The organism is Brevibacterium sediminis (assembly GCF_013623905.1).
GTDB lineage: Bacteria > Actinomycetota > Actinomycetes > Actinomycetales > Brevibacteriaceae > Brevibacterium > Brevibacterium sediminis.
Genome location: NZ_JABKDD010000001.1, coordinates 157693 through 183615, shown reverse-complemented (window position 1 = coordinate 183615; position 25923 = coordinate 157693). Strand labels below are relative to the sequence as shown.

The 25923-nt window shown below is 65.5% G+C and carries 19 protein-coding genes; 7 read left to right on the top strand and 12 right to left on the bottom strand.

What is annotated here, in order from left to right; translation table 11 throughout:
• Window positions 1-37 precede the first annotated feature (37 nt).
• The gene (locus tag HK108_RS00805; protein ID WP_139470262.1) at window positions 38-625 is read right to left on the bottom strand and encodes a DUF5998 family protein; all 588 of its coding nucleotides are present in this window, start codon (window positions 623-625) and stop codon (window positions 38-40) included.
• Window positions 626-705: 80 nt separating this feature from the next.
• On the opposite strand from HK108_RS00805, the gene HK108_RS00800 reads away from it, so the two are divergent.
• The 3 genes from HK108_RS00800 (at window position 706) to HK108_RS00790 (ending at window position 7114) form a co-directional block, all read left to right on the top strand.
• Window positions 706-3378 carry a bifunctional acetate--CoA ligase family protein/GNAT family N-acetyltransferase gene (locus HK108_RS00800; protein ID WP_181270372.1) on the top strand — a complete coding sequence of 891 codons (2673 nt, stop codon included), beginning with the start codon at window positions 706-708 and terminating at the stop codon, window positions 3376-3378.
• A 277-nt stretch (window positions 3379-3655) separates the two neighbouring features.
• Window positions 3656-4210 (top strand): TetR/AcrR family transcriptional regulator, encoded by a 555-nt coding sequence (locus tag HK108_RS00795; RefSeq protein WP_139470258.1) that lies wholly within the window; start codon window positions 3656-3658, stop codon window positions 4208-4210.
• Between the two features lie 147 nt (window positions 4211-4357).
• Window positions 4358-7114 carry a DNA gyrase/topoisomerase IV subunit A gene (locus tag HK108_RS00790; protein ID WP_181270371.1) on the top strand — a complete coding sequence of 919 codons (2757 nt, stop codon included), beginning with the start codon at window positions 4358-4360 and terminating at the stop codon, window positions 7112-7114.
• A 136-nt stretch (window positions 7115-7250) separates the two neighbouring features.
• Here the strand turns inward: HK108_RS00790 and HK108_RS00785 are convergent, their stop codons facing one another.
• Together HK108_RS00785 and HK108_RS00780 are read right to left on the bottom strand one after the other, a co-directional pair.
• Window positions 7251-8954 carry an adenylate/guanylate cyclase domain-containing protein gene (locus HK108_RS00785; protein ID WP_181270370.1) on the bottom strand — a complete coding sequence of 568 codons (1704 nt, stop codon included), beginning with the start codon at window positions 8952-8954 and terminating at the stop codon, window positions 7251-7253.
• Window positions 8954-9826, bottom strand: a complete 873-nt coding sequence (locus HK108_RS00780) for a biotin--[acetyl-CoA-carboxylase] ligase (RefSeq protein ID WP_181270369.1) — start codon at window positions 9824-9826, stop codon at window positions 8954-8956. The genes HK108_RS00785 and HK108_RS00780 overlap by 1 nt, the downstream gene beginning before the upstream one ends.
• Before the next feature lie 67 nt (window positions 9827-9893).
• On the opposite strand from HK108_RS00780, the gene HK108_RS00775 reads away from it, so the two are divergent.
• A complete protein-coding gene (locus HK108_RS00775) occupies window positions 9894-11474 on the top strand; it encodes an acyl-CoA carboxylase subunit beta (protein ID WP_139470250.1) in 1581 nt (526 codons plus the stop codon).
• The gene (locus HK108_RS00770) at window positions 11471-11851 is read left to right on the top strand and encodes a hypothetical protein (protein ID WP_229663885.1); all 381 of its coding nucleotides are present in this window, start codon (window positions 11471-11473) and stop codon (window positions 11849-11851) included. The genes HK108_RS00775 and HK108_RS00770 overlap by 4 nt, the downstream gene beginning before the upstream one ends.
• Before the next feature lie 46 nt (window positions 11852-11897).
• On the opposite strand, the gene HK108_RS00765 is transcribed toward HK108_RS00770, so the two are convergent.
• From HK108_RS00765 to HK108_RS00755, 3 genes are all read right to left on the bottom strand, one after another.
• Window positions 11898-12593 carry a TetR/AcrR family transcriptional regulator gene (locus tag HK108_RS00765; RefSeq protein ID WP_181270368.1) on the bottom strand — a complete coding sequence of 232 codons (696 nt, stop codon included), beginning with the start codon at window positions 12591-12593 and terminating at the stop codon, window positions 11898-11900.
• A gap of 60 nt (window positions 12594-12653) precedes the next feature.
• Window positions 12654-13451 carry a nitrilase-related carbon-nitrogen hydrolase gene (locus HK108_RS00760; RefSeq protein ID WP_181270367.1) on the bottom strand — a complete coding sequence of 266 codons (798 nt, stop codon included), beginning with the start codon at window positions 13449-13451 and terminating at the stop codon, window positions 12654-12656.
• A gap of 110 nt (window positions 13452-13561) precedes the next feature.
• Window positions 13562-14758 carry an MFS transporter gene (locus HK108_RS00755; RefSeq protein ID WP_139907453.1) on the bottom strand — a complete coding sequence of 399 codons (1197 nt, stop codon included), beginning with the start codon at window positions 14756-14758 and terminating at the stop codon, window positions 13562-13564.
• A 118-nt stretch (window positions 14759-14876) separates the two neighbouring features.
• On the opposite strand from HK108_RS00755, the gene HK108_RS00750 reads away from it, so the two are divergent.
• Window positions 14877-16550 (top strand): DUF885 domain-containing protein, encoded by a 1674-nt coding sequence (locus HK108_RS00750; protein WP_181270366.1) that lies wholly within the window; start codon window positions 14877-14879, stop codon window positions 16548-16550.
• Between the two features lie 13 nt (window positions 16551-16563).
• Window positions 16564-17343 carry a GntR family transcriptional regulator gene (locus HK108_RS00745; protein WP_172168825.1) on the top strand — a complete coding sequence of 260 codons (780 nt, stop codon included), beginning with the start codon at window positions 16564-16566 and terminating at the stop codon, window positions 17341-17343.
• Here the strand turns inward: HK108_RS00745 and HK108_RS00740 are convergent.
• The 6 genes from HK108_RS00740 to HK108_RS00715 all read right to left on the bottom strand — a co-directional run bounded on the left by HK108_RS00740 (window position 17229) and on the right by HK108_RS00715 (window position 25670).
• Window positions 17229-18059: an aspartate/glutamate racemase family protein gene (locus HK108_RS00740; protein WP_139469562.1), complete on the bottom strand. Its 831-nt coding sequence runs from the start codon at window positions 18057-18059 to the stop codon at window positions 17229-17231. The two genes, HK108_RS00745 and HK108_RS00740, sit on opposite strands and share 115 nt — an antisense overlap.
• 13 nt (window positions 18060-18072) lie before the next feature.
• A complete protein-coding gene (locus HK108_RS00735; protein ID WP_181270365.1) occupies window positions 18073-19590 on the bottom strand; it encodes an NCS1 family nucleobase:cation symporter-1 in 1518 nt (505 codons plus the stop codon).
• 333 nt (window positions 19591-19923) lie between these two features.
• Window positions 19924-21414, bottom strand: a complete 1491-nt coding sequence (locus tag HK108_RS00730) for an MFS transporter (RefSeq protein ID WP_229663884.1) — start codon at window positions 21412-21414, stop codon at window positions 19924-19926.
• Window positions 21415-21527: 113 nt separating this feature from the next.
• Window positions 21528-22811 (bottom strand): MFS transporter, encoded by a 1284-nt coding sequence (locus HK108_RS00725; protein WP_181270363.1) that lies wholly within the window; start codon window positions 22809-22811, stop codon window positions 21528-21530.
• 89 nt (window positions 22812-22900) lie between these two features.
• A complete protein-coding gene (locus HK108_RS00720) occupies window positions 22901-24280 on the bottom strand; it encodes an LLM class flavin-dependent oxidoreductase (RefSeq protein WP_139469566.1) in 1380 nt (459 codons plus the stop codon).
• Window positions 24281-24338: 58 nt separating this feature from the next.
• Window positions 24339-25670 (bottom strand): MFS transporter, encoded by a 1332-nt coding sequence (locus HK108_RS00715; protein WP_181270362.1) that lies wholly within the window; start codon window positions 25668-25670, stop codon window positions 24339-24341.
• Between the last annotated feature and the right edge of the window lie 253 nt (window positions 25671-25923).

Below are 25923 nucleotides of genomic sequence, written 5' to 3'. Positions count from 1 at the left end.
GGGTCCTGCTGCCTTTGACTCGTCGAGTCCTCGCTCATCAGCGGCGCGACCGCAGCCGGGCGTGGAAGACTGCGGCGCGCAGCTTCCCGGCGAAGTCGGCCATTCGGTCGACGGCGGCCTGCCCTTCGGCCTCGGCCGAGACCCGGAGCATGACATCCTCGGCGAAGATCGATCCGCCGTATCCGTGATCGCCCATGCAGTTGGGATCTCCGCAGGTCTCGGGGAAGGCCTCGATGCGCTTCGACGCACCCCAGGACATGGTCAGCGAAACCTCGACGGGCTTGTCACCGGGCTTGTAGGCGGCCGGATCGGCGAAGGTGCGGCCGACCATCACTGTGCCCAGGCGATCGAGTTCGATGTCCTCGCTGCTCGTGACGGCGCGGGGTTTGGCGCCGGGTTCCGCGTTCGGATCGTCATCGACGTGAGCCAGTAGGAGGCGGGTCTCGGTGAGGACGAAGGCTGTGACATGCCGGTGGATGGATTCGATGTCGACATGTGTGTCGATGTGGACGAAGTGGGCCAAGACCGGTTCCTCGTAGAGCGAGTCGGCGAGGATGCCCTGAGTGAGCTGGGGATAGTAGCCGGCCGACTGCAGATCGTGAACGAGAACTTCGGGTAATGCCATGCCCACTATTGTGCCCCACTCCTCTGACTTGTCCCAGCGAGGTCGGCCATATCAGGACGCCCGACGCATATGCTGGGACCATGGAAGACTATCCTGCCGGGTGGGAAGCCGATGTCGTCCTCCGCGACGGCGGCACCGCCCACCTTCGCCCGATCACCCCTGACGATTCCGCTGCTCTGGCCCGCATGCACGAGGCCCAATCGCCGGAGTCCGTCTATCTGCGCTTCTTCGCTCCGCTGCCCCGGCTTCCCAAACGCGACCTCGACCGCTTCGTCAACGTCGACCACCACGACCGAGTGGCGCTGATCATGCTCATCGGCGACGACATCATCGGTGTCGGCCGCTTCGATCGGATCACCGACACCGACGCCGAGGTGGCGTTCAACATCGCCGACGCCCACCAGGGTCGCGGGGTCGGTTCGATCCTGCTGGAGCATCTGGCCGCGGCCGCGCGCGAATCGGGGATCCAGCGATTCACCGCCGAGGTGCTTCCCCAGAACCGGTCGATGCTGCAGGTCTTCCAGGCCGCCGGCTACGAGGTCTCCCGCGGTTTCGATGACGGTGTCGTGGCCGTGAAGTTCGACATCGATCCCACGGCACGGTCCATCGAAGTGCAGGCCTCCAGGGAACACAGGGCCGAGGCCCTGAGCGTGCGCACGGTCCTCCACCCCGCCTCGGTGGCGGTGATCGGCGCCAGCCGCAAACGCAACTCCACCGGACATCTGCTCATCCGCAACATCACGGCCGCGAAGTTCACCGGCGACCTGTGGGTCGTCCACCCCGAAGCCGATCAGATCGCCGGCGTCCAGGCCTATCCGAGCCTCGCCGATCTGCCGGGCAAGGCCGACCTCGCGGTCATCGCCGTGCCCGCCGAGTCCGTCACCGAGGTGGTCAAGGACTGTGCCGTGCACGGGGTCAAAGCCGTGCTCGTCATCTCCTCCGGTTTCGCCGAGACCGGTCCCGAGGGGGCCGAACTCCAGCGCCGCATGGTCGCAACCTCCCGCGCCTACGGAATGCGCGTGGTCGGGCCGAACTCCTTCGGATTGGTCAACGAGGCCGCCGACATCTCGCTCAACGCCTCTCTGGCCCCGTTCCTCCCGGCTTCCGGAACGCTCGGGCTCTTCAGTCAGTCCGGGGCGCTGGGCACCGCCCTGCTCGCGGCGGCGAAGACCCGCGGACTGGGCATCTCCACCTTCGTCTCCGCAGGCAACCGCGCCGACCTCTCCGGCAATGACCTCCTCCAGTATTGGGAGGAGGATCCGGCCACGCAGACCGTCGGTCTCTACCTCGAATCCATCGGCAACCCGCGCAAGTTCTCGCGCATCGCCCGTCGAGTCTCGCGCGTCAAACCCGTCGTCGTCATCAAGTCCGACCTCACGGGCCGGGAGCTGCCGCCCGGGCATATCGTGCGTACCTCTTCCCTGGCACCGAACACCCTCGACCAGGTGCTCGAGCAGGCGGGAGTGATCCGCGCGGATACGATCCACCAGCTCTTCGACCTCACCCAGGTGTTCTCGACCCAGAAGCTGCCGGCGGGCCGCCGGGTCGGGGTCATCGGCAACTCCGCGGCGATGAGCACCCTGATCATGCAGCGCGCCCGTTCCGAAGGTCTGCGCGTCGACACCGAGCCCGTGTCCCTGCACCCCGAGGTCGATGCGGAGACCTTCCGGACCGAACTCGATGCGATGTATGCCCGCGACGACGTCGACTCGGTCATCGTCACCTTCACCCCGTCGGCCGGTGCGGAGGAGACGGAGATCGCCGGCCTGCTGTCCGAGTCGGCCGCACGCTCGGGGAAGACCACGGTCGCCTGCTTCCTCGGCATCCACGGTGTCCAAGACGAACTGACCACGTACCTCACCGATGAGGCCGGCAGCCGGGTCTCCCACACCGTCCCCAGCTATATCGGTCCCGAAGATGCTGTGTGGGCTCTGGCCAGGGCCACGGACTATGCCCGGTGGAGGGCCGCCGACCACGGGCGCTACACCGAGCTCGACGACATCGATGACAAGAAGGTGCGGACGATCATCGACGCAGCCCTGGAGGGGGCACAGCCGGGCTCCCCCGTCAGGCTCGAACGCGACGACGTCCGCGACCTGCTCAGCGCCTACGGAATCGAGGTGCTTCCCTACGTCACGGCCTCCTCGGTGGACGAAGGAATCGCCGCGGCTGAGAAGATCGGGTATCCGGTCGCCCTCAAGGCCGTGACCACGGTGCTGCGGCACCGGATGGAGCTCGGCGGTGTGCGCCTGAACATCGACACCCCAGAGGAGCTCGCCGAGGATTTCACCGCGATCCAGGAGACCATCCGGCAGCTGGCCGGTGAGGATGAGCCGCTCGTCGACGTCCAAGCTATGGCCCCGCATGGTGTCCCCTGCGTCCTCCGCGCCGGTGAGGATCCGCTGCTCGGTCCGCTGCTGGCGTTCTCTTTGGCCGGGGACACCACGGAGCTGCTCGGCGATGTCGCTCATCGGGTCGCCCCGATCACCGACAAGGAGGCCGGGGACATGATCCGGTCGATCAAGGCCTCCCCGCGGCTGTTCGGCTATCGCGGTCTGCCGCCGATGAACATCGAACCGCTGCGCAATGTGCTGGTGAGGCTCGCTGTGCTGGTGGAGAACCATCCGCAGATCCTCGAGCTCGTCATCCACCCGATGGTCGCCACAGAGACCGAGTCGCATGTGCTCAGCGCCCACGTCGACCTCCTGCCCGACCCGACTCGGATCGACAGCACCCGTCGACTGCTGAGCTGAGACGGATTGGAGCAGACGCCCGCCCAGCTGAAAGGAGAATCCACACCCGCCGCAGGCCGTCTTCGAATTTCACTGTCACAGCGGCATATTGGCGCGTCCTATACCAATTCGCAGACTTGACGGGTAGTGTCTGTATCCGTTCACCACGAAATGTTATGAATTCGTGTTTTAATGAATGGCCGCTCCGGCGGCCATTGTCTGTGGCCAGTCACTGGTCATCCACCGTCCCAGGCGCCCGCGTTCAGCAGGTGTCCCATGAGAGCGAGGCCTCACAGTCATGATTTCGCGCAGAGACGTCGTCACCGACTCCGCGATCGCCGTAGTCGCCGAACAAGGAGTCCGCGGACTCACCCATCGGGCAGTCGATGCACTGGCCGAACTGCCGGTGGGGTCGACTTCGAATGTCTACCGCACCCGCGATGCCCTGATCACCGGAATCATGGAACGCATCGGAGAGCTCAACTCCCAGCAGCTCGAACGCCTGCCGGAGCTGGTACGTGCTCCGGGCGCTGACCCGATCGAGGTCGCCATCGACTTCTGCATGAACTGGCTGACCACGGACCGCAACCGGTTCTACACGATGATGATGCTCAGCCTGGATCCGGCTCTGCCGCCTGAGGCAGTGATCGCCAAGGAGAAGAACCTCCGCGCGATCAGGGAATTCATCATGCGCTTCGCCGGCATCGACGCCGAATACGCGCAACGGGTCAACAGCTCGGTCGCGGGCATGATGGTCAGCGAACTCGTCGCCGGCACGGCTGAGCGCTCGCATGTCGAGGCATACCTCAAGGAGTTCTTCCAGTGGCTGCGCAGCGGCCGCGACGATGCCTGAGCTCCGACACGAACCCTCCGGGAACGCCCGATTGAGCAGGAGTTCGCAAATCGAACGCTAGAATCGACGGGTGCCCTCCCCCGCTGAGGTCTAGCCTCGGCGCGGGCGGGTGTTCGAATCGAACAGTTCGTGCGTCAAAGGAGTTCCATGCCCGAAGGCAGAGTCATCGAAGTCGACGTCTCCTCAGAGATGGAGAGTTCGTTCCTCGAATATGCGGTCTCGGTCATCCACTCCCGCGCACTGCCCGACGCCAGGGACGGCCTCAAACCCGTCCAGCGGCGCATCGTCTACCAGATGGGCGATATGGGGCTGCGCCCTGACCGCGGACATGTGAAGTCCTCGCGCATCGTCGGCGATGTCATGGGCAAGCTCCACCCGCACGGCGACACCGCGATCTACGACGCCCTCGTGCGCCTCAGCCAGGGCTTCATCATGCGTGTGCCCCTGGTCGACGGCCACGGCAACTTCGGCTCCCTCGACGATGGTCCCGCTGCCCCGCGCTACACCGAGGCTCGACTCACGACCGCGTCGATGCACATGATCGCCGGGCTCGACGAAGACGTCGTCGACTTCGTGCCGAACTACGACAACACACTCACCCAGCCCGAGGTCCTGCCCAGCGCTTTCCCGAATCTGCTCATCAACGGCGCCTCGGGCATCGCCGTCGGCATGGCCACGAACATGGCCCCGCACAATCCCGGCGAGGTCATCGCCGCCTGCGCCCACCTCATCCGCAATCCCGATGCCGGACTCTCGGAGCTCATGCGCTTCATCCCCGGCCCGGATCTGCCCACCGGCGGACGGATCATCGGCCTCGACGGAGTGCGCGAGGCCTATGAGACCGGTCGCGGCACCTTCCGCACCCGCGCCACCGTGTCCATCGAGAACATCAGTGCCCGCCGCAAGGGAATCGTCGTCACCGAACTGCCCTACCTCGTGGGACCGGAGAAGGTCGTGTCGAAGGTCAAGGACGCGGTCGGGGCGAAGAAGCTGTCCGGAATCGCCTCGATCGATGACTATTCGGATCGCAAGAACGGCATGCGTCTGGTCATCGGCGTGAAGAACGGCTTCAACCCCGAGGCGGTGCTGGCCGAGCTCTACCGCCAGACTCCCCTCGAGGAATCGTTCAGCATCAACAACGTCTGCCTCGTCGAGGGACAGCCGCGGACCCTGGGACTGCGCGAGCTGCTCATGGTCTACCTCTCCCATCGCATCGACGTGGTGCGCAGGCGCACGGTCTTCCAGCTGCGCAAGGCCAAGGACCGGCTCCACCTCGTCGAAGGTCTGCTCATTGCGATCCTCGACATCGATGAGGTCATCCAGCTCATCCGCTCCTCGGACGATGCGGCCACGGCCCGCACCCGCCTCATGGACGTCTTCGAGCTCTCCGAGCTGCAGGCGACCTACATCCTCGATCTGCAGCTGCGTCGGCTCACGAAGTTCTCGCGTCTCGAACTCGAGGCCGAACGCGACGAGCTGAAGAAGACGATCGACTACCTCGAATCGCTGCTCGCCGATGAGGCGAAGCTGCGGGAACTCGTCGCCTCGGAACTGGAGTCCACGGCCGAGGTCATCGGCTCTCCGCGACGCACCGTCCTCATCGAAGGCTCGATGAAGGAGCTGACGGCCAAGGGCAAAAAGGCTCCGACGAACCTCAAGATCGCCGATTCTCCCTGCCGGGTGCTGCTGTCGACCTCCGGACGCATTGCGCGCACCTCGGATGCCGCTCCGCTGGCACGTGAGGGTCGCCGCTCCAGCCATGATGCGCTGGTCTCGGAGATCGTCACCACCACTCAGGGCAAGGTCGGCGCCATCACCACCACCGGTCGACTGCACATGGTCGACGTCGTCGATCTGCCCGCCCTGCCGCCGGCCGCGGCACGGCCCAATGTCGCCGGCGGTGTGAAGATCGCCGAATATGCGGCGCTGGAGAAGAACGAGAAGATCATCGGTCTGATCGACCTCGACCGGGAATTCGTCCTCGGCACCGCCGACGGCGTCGTCAAACGCGTGTCGGTGGCCGGTCGGCCGAACAAGAACGAGTGGGAAGCCATCACCCTCAAGGGAAAGGACTCCGTCGTCGGGGTCGCCCAACCCGAGGACATCGACGATTCCCTCTCCGTATTCGTGACCTCGAATGCTCAGCTGCTCGCCTTCGACGCCTCCGGTCTGCGTGCACAGGGCTGGAACGCCTCGGGTGTGGCCGGAATCAAGGTGGCCGCCGAGGCGAAGGTGATCTTCTTCGGAATGACTCCGAAGGCGGCGAAGACCGACGAGGACGGTACCGCGGATGCCGAGCTCGGCAGCTTCGCGGTCGTCACGATCGCCAGCGGTGAGAACTTCTACGGCGCCCCATCGTCGTCGATCAAGGTCAGCGAATTCTCCGAGTTCCCGACCAAAGGGCGAGCCACCTCCGGGGTGCGCGCCCACAAGTTCCTCAAGGGCGAGACCGAACTGTCACTGGCCTGGGTCGGCGACTCTCCGCAGGCTGCTGCCACCGCCGGCGGTGCACGCACGCTTCCGGCCGAACTGTCCCGTCGCGATGGGACGGGATCGCCGTTGGAATCGAAGATCGATGTCATCGGCACCCTGCCCCGCCTCGGCGGTGCCGAATCCGCCGACCGTTCCCCAACGGCCGACGGCGACGAATCGGCTGAGGCATCAGCCGAAGCTGACGCTGATTCTGCATCCGGCACCGGCGAAGAGAAGCCGAAGTCCGGCGGAAAGCGATCAGCACGCAAGGAGCAGCAGGGGCAGCAAGGACTGGCGACCAGTTTCGATGAGCTCGATCTCGACCTCGATGAGGCCAAGGACGAGATCGCGCGGTCGAAGTTCGACATCGAAGGCGCCGTGATCGTCTCCCATGACGATGACGACGAGGACGACGACTCCGCCCTGTTCTGAGCTCGGACCGGCCCTGACGGAGGGCCCTGCTCTGGCGAACCACTCGGCCCGTCGGCCGTTTCAGCAGCTGAGCCCAGCACCTCGGTGCTGGGCTCAGCTGTCTGCCGCCTGTGCTGTCAGCGGCCGCTGCAGCCGCTCACTGGTCTGAGTTCTCGGGATCGTCGTCGAGGTCGAGGCGCATCTTGGCGGCGGTGCCGCGCTTCATCTCGCCGATGGCGGTCTCGCCGAGTCCGTGCAGCGAAATCGAATCGCGCGGTTCGAAGACGTAGTCGTCCGATGCCGAGAGCACTCGTGCGGTCTCCTCGTCGGTGAAGATCGTCCCTGGGTCGGCCACGGCCGTCAGGCGGGCGGCGAGGTTGACGCTGGAGCCGAAGATATCGCCGAGGCGGGAGAGCACCCGTCCCCAGACGAAGCCGACGCGCGCCTGGGGCAGGTCCTCGGCGGCAGTCACGCGCTCCATCAGCGTCATGGCGATCTCGGCCCCGGCCAGAGGGGTCGACGCGGCGAAGAACACTTCATCGCCGACGGTCTTGATGACCCGTCCGCCGCCGGTGGCGACAATGTTGTAGGCCATGCCCTGGAACTCCTGGACCATGTCCGCCAGCTGCCGTGGCTCCATCTTCTGCGACAGGCGGGTGAAGGAGACGAGATCGATGAATCCGACGGCGCGGGCCAACGGCATCGAGGAGTCGTACCAGCCCTGCCTGTTGTCCATGGCCAGCCCGTCGGAGACATTGACGTTGAGACGGCCCATGACGTCGGCGAGGTTGCGCCGCCAGGAGTAGGTGAGCATCTTCTGCAGCGGGTCGATCATCTCTTCGACGACGGCCAGGGCATCCCGGCGTGCTTCCGGGTCGGTCAGTCCCTTCTCCTCGGTGAGGAATTCGACAAGGGTCTCCATCTGCCAGACGACGAGGCGGTCCGTCGTCTGGCCGATCGCCCGGGCCAGGGACAGCGCGGTGGTCTGGTCGATGAGACCGTCGGCGACGGGCTTGGCCCAGATCCGCAGGGCGTGCGCATCGCTGACGGTGTAGGCCTTATCCGTCGGCTTCGCCTGGGACATGCCGAGGGCCCGCCACATCTTCCGGGCCGAGACCGTGGAGATCCCGCCGAGTTTCGCGGCCTCCCGTCGGTCGAGGACGCGCTTGCCGTCGAGCAGGATCTCTTCGAGTCGTTCGGCCGCGGTTCGGGTCTCATAGATCGTGCCGTCGAAGTCGGGACCGTCCGCGTCGAGAGCTCCGTCGGCGTCGTCCTCGTCGATGATCGGCAGCGCTGTGGTGCGCGGATCCTCACGCAGTCCGCTGAAGAAGTCCTCATCGACGTCGATGTCCGGGTCGGCCGCATCCGCATCCGCGTCCGCATCGGCAGCATCCGCGGGGGGTGCGCCAGGATCAGCCGTGACCTCGTCGGCGAGCTGCGCGCCGACCTCTCCTGCCTGAGGCGCGGACCCCGTCAGGCCGCCGACAGGCTCGTCATCGCCGTCGACGTCATCATAGGGATCGCCCGCGCTCGACTCGGCCGCCTCCTCGAGGAGGGTGTCCGGGGAACGATCGTCCGCCTCGGCGGTCGACGAGGTCTCACCGTCGTCCTTCGGCTCCGGGCTCGGCGAAGAATCAGGGGCGGACCGGCTATCCGACTCCGTCCGGGGTACGGCATCGGACTGGGACTGAGCGGTCGGCTGCGATGCGTCGGCGGACCGGGGCGCGTCTCTGTGCGACTGGGTGCCGGCGTCGGCCGGCCGAGTCTCTGCGGAGGTGCCTGCGGCTTCTCCGACCTCGGGTGTGCCCAGCCGTTCCGGTTCGACGATGTCGAATCCGGCGGTGAAGTCCGAAACCGCCATCAGTCTTGGCTCCTCTCCGCAGCGGTCGGGGCCGCGGCCGGACGCAGATGGTGGACGTCTCCGGCGCTTAAGCACACCTGATCGTCGATGATGAGGTCGGCTCCTGCGTCCAGCCCCGTGGCGGTGCCGATGATGTCGGAACCGTCAGGCTTCTCCACCCGAACCCGCGACCCGAGCGTCACCATATGATCACGCACTCTCCGCGCTGTGCGGCTGTCGCGGAAATCCTCATCTCCATAGTCGATCAGCTCTCTGTAGCAGGGGATCAGTGTGCCGAGAATCGAGACTAGCAATGCTTCATGATCAATTTCTGAACCGTCGATTCCGGTTTCGATCGCTATTGAGCTCGCGTCTTCGCGCGGCAGATCAGCAGGCTCCAACCGGGTGTTCAGCCCCATCCCCAACACGATCTGCGGTCCGCCGGCCAGGGGTTCGACGCGTGCGAGGATCCCGCACAGCTTCCTGCCCTCGGCGGTGAGCACGTCGTTGGGCCATTTGATCGCGGCGGGCACTCCCGCCTCGGTGACGGCGGAGTGCACGGCCTCACCGGCGATGAGCGGGACCCATCCCCATTGGGAGAACCCGGCCGGGGGTGTGAGCAGAATCGACCACGTCAGCGACCGGCGGGCGGGTACCGTCCAGGTCCGGCCCAGTCGGCCGTGTCCGGCGTTCTGGAAGTCGGTGCCGCGGATGGTGAATTCGGCCACGGGCGAACCGGCGTCGGCTCCTTCTCGGACCACTCGCGCAAGTTCGTCATTCGTCGAGGTGCAGCTATCGTCCCAGATCAGCGGCGGGAGCGAGAGACCACGATCCGCAGCGGTGCGGCGCACTGAGTCGACGTCGACGAGAAGGGAATTGTGTTGGCTGTTCACCAGACCACTCTAGATTCTTTTGGTGAGAGTGCACAACGAAGTCTCACGTCATCGTTATTGTGGAGACATGACGGATACCCCACGGACCACAGCCGAGCGCATCGACGCATTCACCCAGCGCCGAGAAGCAGCCCACACGGGCAATCAGCGCTCGGTGGACAACCAGCACAAGCGCGGCAAACAGACCGCCCGTGAACGCATCGACGCTCTCCTCGACGCCGACTCCTTCCAAGAGATCGACGAATTCGCCCGCCATCACAATCACCAGTTCGGGATGCAGGACAACCGCCCCGACGGTGACGGAGTCGTCTGCGGATTGGGCACGATCGAAGGCAAGACCGTCGCGGTCTTCGCTCACGACTTCACCGTCCTCGGCGGATCCCTCGCCGAAGCCAACGGCCGCAAGATCGTCAAGGTGCAGAAGCTCGCTCTCAAGCTCGGCTGCCCGATCATCGGCATCAACGACTCGGGAGGCGCCCGGATCCAGGAGGGCGTCGGATCGATTGCGCTGTTCGCCGAGATCTTCCGCCTCAATGTCGCCTCGTCGGGAGTGATCCCCCAGATCTCGCTCATCATGGGTCCCTCGGCCGGCGGCGCCGTGTACTCCCCCGCACTGACCGACGTCACGATCATGGTCGATCAGATCAGCCACATGTACATCACCGGCCCCGACGTCATCAAGACCGTCACGGGAGAGTCCGTCGGCCATGAGGAGCTCGGCGGCGGACGGACGAACAACACCGTGTCCGGAAACGCGCACTACCTGGCCTCGGATGAGGACGATGCGCTCAACTATGTGCGCGATCTGCTTTCGTTCCTGCCGCAGAACAACCTCGACCCGGCCGATGCCGACGAGTTCGAGTCCGATCTGTCGGTGACTCCCGAGGACGAGGCGCTGGATACGCTCATGCCGGATTCGCCTTCGCAGCCCTACGACATCCTCGACGTCGTCACCACGATCCTCGACGACGGCGATTTCCTGCAGGTCTCCGAGCTCTTCGCTCCGAACGTCGTCACCGGGTTCGGCCGCGTCGAAGGTGTGAGCGTCGGCGTCATCGCCAACCAGCCCATGCAGCTGGCCGGCACCCTCGACATCGACGCCTCGGAGAAGGCCGCACGCTTCGTGCGCCTCTGCGATGCCTTCAACCTGCCGATCCTCACCTTCGTCGATGTGCCCGGGTTCCTGCCGGGCACCGACCAGGAGTACGGCGGCATCATCCGCCGCGGCGCCAAGCTCATCTACGCCTACGGCGAGGCCACCGTTCCGCTCGTCACCCTCATCACCCGCAAGGCCTACGGCGGCGCGTACTGCGTGATGGGGTCGAAGCAGCTCGGTGCCGATATCAATCTCGCCTGGCCGAGCGCGCAGATCGCGGTCATGGGTGCCCAGGGCGCGGCGAACATCGTCTATCGCCGTAAGCTCAAGGCCGTCGAAGAGGCCGGTGAGGACGTCGAAGCGGCGCGTGCCGAACTCATTCAGGACTACGAGGATGCGCTGCTCAACCCGTACCTGGCCGCCGAGGAAGGCTACATCGACGCCGTCATCAAGCCGAGCGAGACCCGCAGCCGGATCGTGCGTTCCCTGCGTGCGCTGAAGAACAAGCACGTCGACGCTCCCGCGCGCAAGCACGGTAACATCCCCCTATGAGCGATGATCTGCAGACCGACGCCGAGGCGAACCTGCCCGGCGAAGTCGACGCCGAGGTGACCGGCCCCGGCGAGGACGCGGCCGCCGAGGAGGGCGCGGCCACAGCCTCAGACGGGGCGCTGCGGGTGCCCTCCGTGGAGGGACGCTCACAGGTGCGCGCCGATGACGGCGAACCGATCAGCGACGAGATGGCCAGTGCGGCGGCTGTGGCCGCGGTCGTGGCGATCCGTCAGGTGGCGATCGCCTATGCGGCCCAGCAGGCCAGCGCGGAGGCCGAGTCCGAAACCCGCAAGGGCGATCGGGCGGGTTTCCGGGCTCCACGCCGCAATGTGCGCAAGCGCCTCCCCCAGACCTGGGACCAGCACCTGGGTCGCTGAGGCCCCGCCGGCCCCGGCCCTCGACGGACTCACGTCTGCTGTTTCTCTAGTCGGCTTCTTCGCGGAAGAGCGCACGCAGTTCGTCGAAGAGTCTGTCGATCACTGGTCCCGGATCTCCGTCGACTCGTCGCATCCGGGTGAACGTCGCCTTGAGCGCCATCATCGCCAAGGCGGCGACGGCTTCGGCTCGCGGGGAGACTTCGATATCGTCGTCGGCATAGTCACCGGAGTGAGCCCCCATGACGTCCACCGGCGCCGAGGAGGTCCCGTCGAGTCGGCGTTGGATGATCTGCCGGAAGAGCCGTTCGTTGTTGCCCATCCGCGACACCTGCAGCGGTATCAGCGACGGGTCCTTTTTCAGCATGAGATGGTACTGGTGCATATCGTCGCGCTTCTCCATCCGAGTGGCGACGATGAATGCGAGCAGATGTTCGAGGTCGGCGACGAGACGCCCGTGGGGTCCCCCGGCTTCGAATTCCTCGATGGCCGGTTGGTCCTCTTCGTCGAAGACGGTGTCCGCGCGACCGAGCAGCGCCTCGTCCTTCGATGAGTAATAGTTGAAGAAGGTTCGTCGGGAGACTCCGCAGCGCTCACAGATGTCTTCGACGGTGACGTTGTGATAGCCCTTCTCCAGGGCCAGGTCGATGGCGGCACGGCGAAGAGCCTGCCCGCGTTCACGCTTCTTGCGTTCGCGCAGTCCCTCGACCGGCGGTGACGCTTGGACCTCTGAACCAGAACTCATGGGAACAGTATTGCAGTCGCTGCATTTTCACCGGAAATGCGTTGAGCGCCCGTCTCGAGCTCAGTACCCGAGTTTCGCGTTCGTGAGCACCGGAACCGTCTCCGCTGCGGTATCGGCGGCGCTGAGGTCGATCTCGACGATCTCGAGTCGTTCGGCACCGTCGAGTGAGTTCAGCACCTTCCCGAGGGGGTCGGAGACCAGACTGTGGCCGACCCCGGTCGGCCCCTTCTTCGGAACCGGGACGCCGGTCACTTCGGGATCGGCTTGGCCGAGGGCGGCGATGAACATATTCGAGTCCAGGGCACGGGCGCGGGCGAGGATCTCCCACTGTTCGGCCTTGCGCGGTCCCGCACCCCAGGAGGCGGCGACGACGGTCAGGCGTGCGCCCCGCCGACTGAGTTCGGCGAAGAGCTTCGGGAACCGGATGTCGTAGCACAGGGCCAGGCCGATGTCCTCGCCGTCGATGGTGAAGAGCACCGGCGACTCTCCCGCCTCGACGTTGTCGGACTCCTTGAATCCGAAGGCGTCGTAGAGGTGGATCTTCGCATAGTCGCTGCGCCGGCCGTCAGGGGAATAGACGGCGAGCAGGTTGATGACCTTGTCATCCGTGGCCGCGAATTCGCCGACGACGACGGTGATTCCGGTCTCGGCGGCGAGCTCGCTCAGCGCGGCCCGCCACGACTCGGAGTGCTCCTCGGCGATGGTGCGCAGGCCGGATCCGAACGCCGACATCGTCGCTTCGGGGAAGACGACGAACCGTGCGCCTGCCGCGGCGGCCCGGCGGGAATAGAAACGGACCTTCTCAAGGTTGTCGGCCACCTCGGTGGTGGTGTTGATCTGAGCGAGCGCGAACTTCATTCTCATCCTCCAGTCGTTCCCTCCACCCTATCTCCCCAATTACTACCTGACGGGGGCCCAGCAACCTGGCGCGAGGTTGCTGGGCCCCCGTCAGGTAGCAATTAGCGGGATCAGGTGAGGTATTCGCGGCCGGGGCGACCGCCTCGGCGACGTCCGTGCACCCACACGTACACGCCGATGGCGACCACGACGAGCCCGGCACAGACCAAGAACATTCCGTTTCCGCCGGTGAACGGGTAGAGGAATCCGAGGACGACCGGGCCGATGCCGGACCCTGCGTCGAGGAGGAGGAAGAACGACGCCGTGGCCACGGGAACGCGGCTCATCGGCACGGATTTGACGGTGATTGCCTGCATGCACGGCATGAGGGAGCCGAAGCCGAGGCCGATGAGCACTCCGGCGAGGACGATCCCCGTCATCGTCGGCCACAGCGCCAGCAGGACATTGCCGGCGATATCGGCGATGAAGACGGGGAAGATCACCGCATTGTCGCCGAAGGTGTCCTGCAGCCGACCCACGAACAGACGGGCGAACAGGGAGGCCACGGCGAAGGCGACGAAGAACAGGGACGCGGCGGAGGCGACGCCGTGTTCGGCCGCATAGCCGGCGAGGAACACCAGCGCCGCCGCGTAGGCGATGCCGGCCAGAAGCATGACCGAGCCGATCCGCAGCCCGTCCCGATCGACGAGGGTGCCGAGTTTGAGATGCCATTTCGTGCGCCGCTGATAGTCGCTGATCTCCTGCAGGGGCAGCCGGATGAGGAAACAGCAGATGAGGGCGAGGACGGACATGAACGCCGAGGCGACGAAGAGCATGACGAAGTCGAACTCGCGGGGCAGAATGACGCCGAGGTACGGTCCGAGCGCCGTCGACAGGGTCGTCGCCGTGCCGAAGTATCCTGTGCCCTCTCCCCGGCGGGAGGCCGGGATGATGCTCTGGATGGCCGTCATGATCGCCGTGTTCCCGGCACCGAAGGCGATTCCGTGGACGATGCGCAGCGTAAGGAGCAGAGTGAGGTCGCCGGCGAAGATATAGGCCAGGGAGGCGAGCACGGAGACCGCCATGGTGATGATGAGCAGTTTGCGCCTGCCGATGAAGTCGAGATACTTCCCGGTGAGCACGCGAGCGACCACGGCACCGACGACGAACGATGAGGATGCGAAGCCGGCTGCGGCCTCGCCGGCGGAGAACCGCGCCACCGCGTACCCGGCCATCGACGTCATGAGCAGGTAGAAGACCATCGACATCGAGAGGTTGAGCCCGATTCCGACGATGAAGTCCTTCGTCCACAGCTTCGCTCGTGCCACTGGAGATCGGTCTCACTTTCTGCTGCCTGCGGGGAACAGTGACACATTAGCGGGTTCGCGACGATTGCGTGGTCCGGTCCACCGCGGATGTGACCCAGCTCGCGATAGGGTGGTCATCATGACTGTGAAGAGAACCTCCTCCGCCGTCGATGCGGTCGCTGAAGACTACGTCGATGACATGCTCGCCCTCTCCCCCTCTCTCGCCCTCTACCTCGGACTCGACGGTGCACAGGGCTTCGACGACTTCTCGCCGGCCGGACTCTCCGCGCTCAATGACGTCACCGTCCGGACGCTGGCTCGCCTCGATGATGTCGCGGACTCCTCCGACCTCGACGATGTCGACCTCGTGACCATCGATGCGATGCGTGATCGCCTCGGCGTCGACCGGGACTACTTCGCCGCCGGGATCAAGCACGCCAGCCTCAATGTCATCGAATCGCCGCTGCAGCAGGTCCGCGACGCCTTCGACCTCATGCCCACGGAGACCGTGGCCGATTGGGAGACGGTCTCGACCACCCTGGCTGCCGTGCCCGGCTCGCTGGCCGGATACCAGGAGTCCCTGGCGATGGCGCGTGACAACGGTCGCGTCGCCGCCCGTATCCAGGTCGAGAAGGTCATCGAACAGGCTCGCGCCCTGGCCGAGCCCGGCAGCAACTTCGATCGTCTCGTCGCCGGTGCCGATGTTCCCGACGCTCTGCGTTCGGATCTCGACACCCACGCCGAGGCGGCCCGCAAGTCCGCCTCGGACCTGGCCGAATTCCTCGGCGAACAGGTGCTGCCCGCCGCCGGTGACGACGAAGCGTGCGGTCGCGAAGCATACGCGCTGTATTCCCGGGACTTCCTCGGTGCCGAGGTCGACTTCGATGAAACCTATGCCTGGGGTCTCGAAGAACTCGAACGCATCGATGCCGAGCAACGCGAAGTGGCAGAAAAGATCATGCCCGGCGCCGACCTGTTCGAGGTCATGGACGCTCTCAACAACGACCCGCAGCGGACCCTGCACGGCACCGAAGCGCTGCGGAACTGGATGCAGGGTGTGGCCGATGAGGCGATCCGCGAACTCGGCAAGTCCCATTTCGACATTCCCGAACCCGTGCGCACGATCGAATGCATGATCGCGCCTTCGGCCACCGGCGGAATCTACTACACCGGCCCGACCGACGATTTCTCCCGACCCGGCCGCATGTGGTGGTCGGTGCCCGAAGGCGTCACGGACTTCGCCACCTGGCAGGAGAAGACCACCGTCTACCACGAGGGTGTGCCCGGCCACCATCTCCAAGTCGGTCAGGCCACCTATGTCTCCGACACCCTCAACCGCTGGCGCCGCCTCATGTGCTGGGTATCCGGCCACGGTGAGGGGTGGGCGCTGTACGCGGAGAAGCTCATGGCCGATCTCGGGTTCCTCGACGATCCCGGCGACTATCTCGGCATGCTCGATTCGCAGCGGCTGCGTGCCGCCCGTGTCGTCCTCGACATCGGCTTCCACCTCGGCCTCGAGGCACCTGAGAGCCTCGGCGGCGGGATCTGGAACCGGGAGAAGGCGTGGCAGTTCCTCACCGACAATGTGGCCATGGACCGGTCGTTCCTGGCCTTCGAGCTCGACCGCTACCTCGGCTGGCCCGGGCAGGCACCGAGCTACAAGATCGGTCAGCGACTGTGGGAGCAGTACCGTGACGAGGCGAAGGCTGCGGCGGGTGCCGATTTCGATCTCAAGGACTTCCACACCCGGGCGCTGGGTCTCGGCTCGGTCGGGCTCGATACTCTGGGCCGTGCCATGAAGCGCTCACAGTGAGGTGAGGGACCGGATGAAGTCTGCCGAGAGTCCCCAGTCGGAGACCATGCGGGTCACCGAGGCGCTGCGCAATGAGATCATCGAAGGCCACCGTCGACCGGGTTCACGGCTCGTCGAACGCAACCTCGCCACCGAGCTCGGCGTCTCACGGGTGCCCATCCGCGAGGCGCTGAAGAAGCTCGCCTCGGAAGGGCTGGTGACGAACCGGCCCAACACCTGGTCGACGGTCAGGGAGTTCTCCCCCAGCGACATCGCCGACCTCAACGAGGTGCGCACGGTCTTCGACGTCCTCTCGTTCGAACTCGCCGCTCAGCGCCATACCCGCGAGGGCCTGGCCCGACTGGAGGCCACGATGCTCAAGGGCAGAGAACTCGCCGATGCCGGGGACGTCGCCGGTGCCCATCGCTGTGCCGCGGAATTCCACGCCATCGTCACCGAGCTCTCGGGCAATGAGCTCCTCGGCGAGATCGGTGCCCTGCTGGATTCACGGATGCGGTGGCAGCTGAGTCAGCATGATGACCTTGCCGTCGTCGCCACCGAGCATGCCGAGCTCTTCGACGCCATCGCCCGCCGGGATCAGACGTTGGCCGGGTCGCTGGCCGGTCGTCATCTGGGAACGAGTCAGGAGCAGCACGACAAGCATTCGAAGCGGTTGGCCGAGACCGGGCCCGAAAAAGCTCAGGCCGACCCTGCCGCCGCCGATCCCGCCGAACCTGCTGCGGCCGAGTCCGTCGCGGTGCCTGCCGCGGAGGATGCAGAGCCTGCCGCAGCGGATCCGGCCGACGTCGACTGACCGAGCGGCCAGCCGCTGAGCTTCTTCTCACGGGCAGGCGCATAGGTGCGCACCTTCGACGTGCTCAGCCCCAGACCGACGAGAGATTCGGCCACGCGCACGGCGGCAGCGACCCCGTCGACGACGGGCACGGCACAGCGCTCCGTGATCGTCGCCCCGAGCTCGGCCATCCCACCGCAGCCGAGCACGATGACCTCGGCACGGTCACGGTCGACCGCCTCGGCGGCCTGATCGGTGATCGCTTCGATCGCAGCCTGCGGATTCTCCTCGAGCTCGAGCACGGCCATTCCCGATGCCCGCACGGACACGCAGTGGGAGTCGAGACCGGCCAACAGCAGTCTGTCCTCGATGAGCGGGAGGGTCCGGTCGAGCGTGGTGACGACGGAATAGCGGCGGCCGAGGAACATCGCCAGGGCGGCCCCCGCCTCGGTGATGTCGACGACGGGCACGTCCAACAGCTCCTGCAGGCCCTCGCGGCCGTGCTCTCCGTACCCGGCCTGGATCACGGCGTCGAATTCGCCGGGATATTTCAGGACGGCGTCCATGACGCCGAGCGCCGCGAGATGGCTTTCGACGTTGCCTTCGCAGGATTCGGCTCCGAATTCGGGGGTCAGACCGATGATCTCGGTTCCCGCCGAGGCGGCCTGCCGTGCCACGCGGGCGATGCCCTCGGTCATGGACTCGGTCGTATTGACGTTGACGACGAGGATTCTCACGATTCGGCTCCGATCAGTGATGGGTCGGGACGGCGATCTCCTCACCGTCGACCTCACGGAAGGTGAAGTCGCGGCGGGCGATGACGAAGTAGATGAGCGCGGCGATCGCGGCCCCGGAGAACCAGGAGAACTCGGAGATGCCGGAGAACGCGGGCACGAGTGCGAAGACCAGTGAGATCGCCGAGGCGGGGATGAAGGCTCCGATGGCTCGCCAGTTGACTCCGCGGTGGTAGAAGTACTCACCGTCGCCGGCTTCGGTGTAGAGCTGAGGCACATTGACCTTCGTTCTGCGCACCACCCAGTAGTCGACCATGATCACACCGAACAGAGGTCCGAGCAGGGCACCGAGTCCGCCGAGGAAGTAGACGATGACCACCGGTGAGTCATACAGATTCCAGGGCAGGATGACGAAGCCGATGACGGCTGAGATGATGGCGGCGCTGCGGAAGTTCAGCTGGCGCGGGAACAGGTTCGTCAGCGCATAGGTCGGGGCGACGAAGTTCGCCATGAGGTTGACTGCGACGGTGAGCAGGAGCAGCGACAGGGACGCCAGCACGAGCAGGACCGGGCTGCCGATCGACTGGACGATATCGGCCGGTGAGGTGATGACGGTGCCGTCGATCTTGTACTGTGCGCCGGCCAGCGAGATGACGACGAGCCCGAAGACGAGCATGTTCACCGGGATGCCCCAGAAGTTGCCGACGACGATCGCGCCGCGCTTCTTCGCGGCCCTCGTGAAGTCGGAGAAGTTGAGCACGAAGGTGCCGTAGATGGACACCCACAATGCGCCTCCGCCGAAGATGTGCGCCCACATCTCCCAGCCGCTGAGCGCGTCGTCGGTCGACCACGCGATGGAGAAGTCGACGCGGATGAGCATCCAGACGGCCAGGGCGAGGAAGGTCACGAGGATGATCGGTCCGGCGATGGCTTCGTAGCGGCGGATCATCTCCATCCCGTAGCTGACGATGATGACTTGGATGACCCACAGCAGGGTGAAGGAGAACCAGCCGAGCCCGGAGAGTCCGAGGAATTCGGCATCGGCCCATGACTGCAGTCCGGGGAACATCGTCAGCAGCATGACGTTGAGGACGCTCGAGGCCAGGTAGGTCTGGATGCCGAACCAGGCGATGGCGACGATGCCCCGCACCGAGGCGGCCAGCTGGGCCCCGTGGATGCCGAAGGAGATCCGGCTCATCACGGGATAGGGCACGCCTGTCTTGTAGCCCATGAAACCGGAGAGGGTGAGCAGGAAGAACAGCAGGGCTGCACCGACGAGGAGGGCGACGAGGATCTGCCAGGCCCCGAGGCCGAGTGCGAAGAGTCCGAGTGCGAAGCCGTAGTTGCCCAGAGAGTGCACGTCGTTGGCCCACAGGGTGAAGACGCTGTAGGCCGTCCAACTGCGCCCCTCCTTGCGGGATGGGGCGAGATCGGCGTTGTAGAAGCGCGGACTGATGCGATGAGCCGCCAACTGTTCGGGGCTGGGCCCCAGGCGTGTGGGCACTGGTGCCTCCGCCGATTCGGTCTTCCTCATGCAGTCCACTCCTTGGATCCGGTCAGCGCCCAAACTGGGATACCAAAAAAGTAAACACAGCTCTGTGACACCGTTCATCTGACCGATTCAGAGTAACCCAGCTCACACCCCACTGGCAATGAGTCAGGCCGGGCGATTTCGCTGCAGCCTTACATATGCGACTCGCAACCGCATCCGGGTCGCTCGGGGACGCGGCCGGGGAACGGCCGAACGAGCATTTCACTCGATGGCATACCATTCATTCTCAATGTGACCGTTCCCGCTGGTCATGGCCGCTCGGGCACGTCCCATCTGAAGTGCACTGCTCTGGGCAGCCACCGCCGGTCGCGGGCCTCAGTCTTCGTGCTCGACGTCCTTGGCCGTCGGATCCCAGGCGACGATGCCGACGGCGATCGCACCCGCCAACGGTGCGCAGGCGACGATCCAGAACACACCGGTGCCCAGCGAGGCCGCAAGGATCGGGAACATGATGAGTGAGACGATCGAGAAGGCACGCAGGACCGACTGGTTGAAACCGATGCCGATACCGCGCAGACGGGTCGGATACGACAGGGTCGCATAGTTCATGAGGTTCGCTCCCGGTCCCCCGGCTTGAGCGAAGACGAACGCAGCGAGCATGGCCACCGCGACGAGGACGAGAGCCCCGTTCGGGATGCCCACGATCGCCAGCGTTCCCAGCGCCAGGGCTTGGATCACGAATCCGAACAGGGTGATCCTCCGGGTCCCGAAGCGGTTGACGATGCTCATGCCCAGGAGTCCCCCGAGCGTGCCGAAGCCCAGATTGATGACCAGTGAGGCGATGATCGTGATCAGCGGAGTCTGGTGGAAGAGCGTGGTGATGATGAGCGGGGTGCCGTAGGCGACGGCGTTGTAGCCGAACGTCGAGAACACGGAGACGCAGAGAGCGACGATCGTACGGACCCGGTAGCGCGGGGAGAAGAGTTCGGCGAACCCGGCCCACCGTCCGCCCTTGGCCGAACTGTCCGAGGCGTTCGCGGTCTCGCGTTCCCCCTCGGGAGCGAGTTCGACATTGAGGTTGTGATGGCTGCGCATGACTTCGACGGCGCCGCGCAGATCGCCCTGGTTGGCCAGCCATTCGGGTGATTCGGCAAGGTAGCGGCGACGAACGAGGAGGACGATGAGCGCGGGCACGGCACCGAAGCCGACGACGATGCGCCACAGAATGGCATGTTGGTCGTAGGGCAGGGTGATGAAGATGATGAGCACGATGACGTAGCCCATACCGGTGGCGAAGTACCAGGCCGGCGACCAGGCGTTGACCCGCTGCGAGCGGTTCCCTTTGCCTTTGAGCTTGGAGAATTCGGCGAGGAAGGCCATCGCCACCGGCAGGTCGAGACCGACGCCGATGCCCATGACGAAGCGGAAGGCGATGAGGACCCATTCGTTCGGTGCCACCGCGCAGCCGATGGCTGCGACGACGAAGAAGACCATATCGGCCATGAAGAGTCGGTACCGCCCGAACCGGTCGACGAGGTATCCGCCGAAGAGGGCGCCGATGACGGCACCGACCATGATCGAGGCGTTGACGAGTCCGGTCATGAAACCGTTGAGACCGAACTGCTCCTGAATGGCGGTGATGCCGAAGGCCAGGGAGGAGAAGTCATAGGCGTCCATGAAGATCCCGCCGAGCGCGAGGATGATCACCGCCGTCGTTTTCGTCCCCTGAGAGCCGAATTCAGCGAGGATCGAATGGATATCGGCCGCCGAGGAGACGATGCGCGGAGTCTGCGTTCCGGCCTGCCTGTTCTGAGCGGCCGCGGAGGGTGTCTGTGCCGAGTTCGCGGCGGGATCTGTCGAAGTCACAGTCGACAAGTATGGTGTCGCGGCGGCCATGCGCTGTCACCTGCCGTCACAGTTCGTCACGAACGCCGGTGCAGGCACAGCGCACCCAGGAACGCTGCACCCGGACTCACAGCTCAGTCGAGGCGGTGGCCGCGGCGCTCCGGAATGAGGAACATAGCGAGGAATTGGATGAGGTAGATGATCGGCAGCAGCGCCAGAGCGAAGCCGAAGCCGAGATGCCCTGCGAGAAGGGCGATGACGACCGGTGCCAGTCCCCCGATGGCACGGCCGATGTTGAAGATGACATTCTGCGCCGTCGCCCTGATCGCCGTGGGATAGAGCTCGGCAAGCAGCGCCCCATGGCCTCCCAGCATTCCGTTGGCGAAGGCGCCCATGAAGAATCCGCCGGCCAGCAGAGCGCTCGGATCGGTGAACTGGCTGTAGGCGAGGATGGTGACGATGGCTCCGGCCTGGAAGATCCAGAAGGCGGGACGTCGACCGAGGCGGTCGGCGACCTGGCCGAAGATGAGGATCCCGGCGAGCATTCCCATGACCGTCACCGCTGTCCACAGCGAACCCTTGGTGACTCCCAGATCCATCTGCTCGGACAGGTAGTTCGGCAGCCAGGTGATGATGCCGAAGTAGCCGAAGTTCTGCACGGTGGTGAGAATCGTCAGGGCCAGGGTGATCTTCACCGTGTCCCGATCCTTGAACAGCGCGGCGATCTTCGCACCGAAGGAGGTCGGCACTCCGTTCGTGTCGAGGTTCCCACGGGCGACTTCGGCCTCCGTCTCCTCGTGTTCCCGGGCCCGGACGAAGGTCTCCGGCTCCTCGACTCCGCGACGGATGACGAAGGCGAAGACTGCGGGAACGAGTCCGAAGACGAACAGTGCCCGCCAACCCCACAGGGCGATGACGGGAGCCGAGACGACGGCTGCGGCGAATACGCCGAGTTGGAACCCCACCCCCACCCATGATGTGGCCCGCGCTCGCTGGTCGGCACGCACCGCCTCGGCGGCCAGGGCCATGCCGATGCCGAACTCACCGCCGATTCCGATTCCGGCGATGAACCGGTAGGCCGCGAGATCCCAATACCCCTGTGCCAGCGCCGACAGTCCGGTGAACACCGCGAAGATGAGGACCGTCCAGGTGAGCACCCGTACCCGGCCGTGACGGTCGGCGAGGGCACCGAAGACGATTCCGCCGACCACTGCGCCGAGCAGAGTGATCGTCGACAGGGACCCGGCTGCGATGTCGCTGAGCCCGAATGAGGCGATGATGCCCGATAGGGCGAAGCTGAGAATGAGGAGGTCGAAGCCGTCGAGTCCGTAGCCGACAGCCGCGGCGACGAGAGCTCTGCGCCGGTATCCGCGATCGCCCGAATCATCAGTGGTGGTCAGCGGAGTCGATGCACTCATTCGCGGTCTCAGTTCGGTTCACGGATCGGAAAACGGCCGCAGACCATTATGCCCCACGGCCGTTCCCCGATTCGTCGGACCCCGTGTGATCAGACGCGGGCACCCTCGCCGAGGCGGAACCGGGCACCCGTGTGGTCCTCGGCCAGGCGGGGGCCGGCCCCGGTGAGCTGCTCGCGCACCGTAGCACCTGCGGTCGGTTCGGGCAGGAGTCCGCGGCGGCGCAGTTCGGGCGAGACGTACTTCGTGAAGCGTTCGGCATCGGCCGGGCGCACGGCCGCGGCGATGTTGAATCCGTCGATATCGGCTTCGGTCATCCACCGTTCGAACTCGTCGACGATCGTCTCCGGCGATCCGGTGATGACCGGTCCGCGTCCGCCGAGGGCGACGAACTCCGCGAGGTCCCGAATCGTCCAGGGTTTGTCTCCGGCCATGGTGGTGAAGGAGGCGAGCGCGGATTGGTTGGCTTCGGTCGAGACGTATTCGAGGGTGTCTTCGGGGTCAGCTCCCGAGAGGTCGACTCCGGTCCATCCGCCGAACAGGGACAGCGCGGATTCGGTGTCGACGTAGCGGCGATAGTCGGCCAGGCGAGCCTCGGCGGCTTCGTCAGTGTCGTCGACGATGACGGTGGCCAGAGCGAAGATCTTCACCGCGTCACGGGCGCGTCCGCGCTCTTCGAGTCCGTCACGGACCTTGTCGACCCAGCTGCGCAGGATCTCCGGGGTCGGTCCGGAGAAGAAGATCGCCTCGGCGTGGTCGAGCGCGAATTCCTGGCCGCGTTTGGATGCGCCGGCCTGGAAGAGCAGCGGGGTGCCCTGCGGTCCGGGGACGGCGAGCGCCTGACCGGGGACGGTGAAGAACTTGCCGTCGTGGCCGATGTCGTGGACCTCGTTCGGGTCGACGAAGACGTTGGCGTCGGCATCGGCTTTGAGTGCGTCCGGAGTGATCGAGCCCTCGAACAGCTTGTACATGACCTCCATGAACTCATCGGCCCGATCGTAGCGCTCATCGTGCGGGATCTGGCCCTTGAGCCCGAGGTTGCGGGCAGCGGAGTCGACATAGCTGGTGACGATGTTCCAGGCCACACGTCCGTTCGTGAAGTGATCGAGGGTGGTCAGGGTGCGGGCGAGCAGGTAGGGCTTCTCATAGGTCACCGAGGCGGTCACACCGAATCCCAGCGTCGTCGTGGCTGCGGCCATGGCGGGGACGGCGACGAGGGGGTCGAGCAGTGGGAACTGCACTCCCCCACGGTTCGTGACATCCGCGTTGCCGCCGTACACGTCATAGACGCCGAGGATGTCGGCGAGGAAGAGGGAGGAGAATCCGCCGTCCTCGAGGGTCTTGGCCAGGTCCGTCCAGAAGGACAGTTGGGTGAATTCGTCGACTCTCGATTCCGGGTGGCGCCACAGTCCGGGTGACTGGTGGACCGGGGTCATCATGTCGAAGGCGTTGAGCAGAATCGGTTTCGTCATAGGAGTCTCCTAATCATGGTGGTGCGATGGGTGCGGGCCGACGTATCGGCGGGTGTGTTCAGGCCGCGGTGCGCGCGAGCGCTCGGGCAGGATCTTTGGCGCCGATGGCGGCGATGAGCGAGAGGACGCACAGCAGGGTGAGGTAGCCGCAGATGAGCCACGGCGAGTGGCCGCCGGCGACGTAGAGCAGGGCCGCGACCATCGGCATGATTCCGCCGCCGATGACGGTGCCCAGCTGGTAGCCCATGTTCACACCCGAGTAGCGGACCTCGATGGGGAACTGTTCGGCGAACCAAGCCGCCTGGGGACCATAGACGGCATCGTGGGCGAGATTCATGCCGAGGATGACGACCAGGGGCAACAGTCCCAGCGGACCTGCGTCGAGGAAGGCGAAGAAGAACCAGCCGAATACTGCGATGCCGATGAGTCCGAAGATCGTCACGGGCTTGCGACCGATCCGGTCCGAGGCCCACCCCCAAGCCGGTCCGGTCACCAGTCCGACCGCCGAGGCGATCATGACGGCTGTGACCCCCGAGGTCGAATCGCCGCGATTCTCCGCCAGGTAGCTGAGCATGTAGACGGTGATGAGGTAGAAGACGCTGTTCTGTGCCAGGCGCAGTCCGATGGTGACGAGCAGGACCCGCGGATGAGCGGTCAGCACCTCCCGCAGCGGTGCTTTGGCGACCTTTCCGGAATCCTTGAGTTCCTGGAACTCAGGCGCATCGGAGACGCCGAGGCGGATCCACAGTCCCAGTGCCACGAGCAGCGCGGAGGCGAGGAAGGGGATGCGCCAGCCGAAGGCCTCGAACGCTTCATCACTCATCAGGTTCTGGACGAGGAAGAAGGAGCTGGTGGCCAACAGCATTCCCGCCGCAGATCCGATCTGGGTGAAGGATCCGAAGAGACCGCGTTTGCGGGCGGGTGCATGTTCGACGGACAGCAGAGCCGATCCGCCCCATTCGGCACCTGCCGACAGGCCTTGGACGATACGCAGAACGACGAGGGAGACAGCGGCCCACCAGCCGATGGCGTCGAAGTTCGGGACCAGGCCGATGAGCGTCGACGCCGTCCCCATGGACAGAAGGGAGACGACGAGCAGAGCCTTGCGACCGACACGGTCGCCGAGGTGGCCGGCGACGATTCCGCCCAAGGGCCGAGCGAAGAATCCGACGGCGAGAGTAGCGAAGGACGCGAGTCGGCTGCCGAGCTCACTGTCGGAGGGGAAGAACTGGACGTTGAAGATCAGGGCCGCGGCGGTGCCGTAGAGGTAGAAGTCGTACCATTCGATCGTCGTCCCGGCGAAGGCCGAGGCCAGCACCCGCTTCTTTCCGGACAGGAGCCGCTGCGGCGGGTCCTGGGTGCTCGGTGCGGTGACCGGCGTCTGCGTCATAGGGTTCTCCTCTGCGGCGGGGTTCGGGCGGCTCGCTGCCTGACGAGCGCATGATTCGCTGAGCAATCTATGCCCGAACCCCGTCACCGGCCGCACGCTTCCGTCACGCCCCGACTCTCAGCGTCATATGCGGTCATAAGTCGTCTTCATATGACCTCGGCCACGACATCGGCGCCTCCGCTTTGCAATGATCGACCTCAACGACCCCGACAGACGAACCCACACTCTTGGATTGCTCAACGGATCGGTGAGC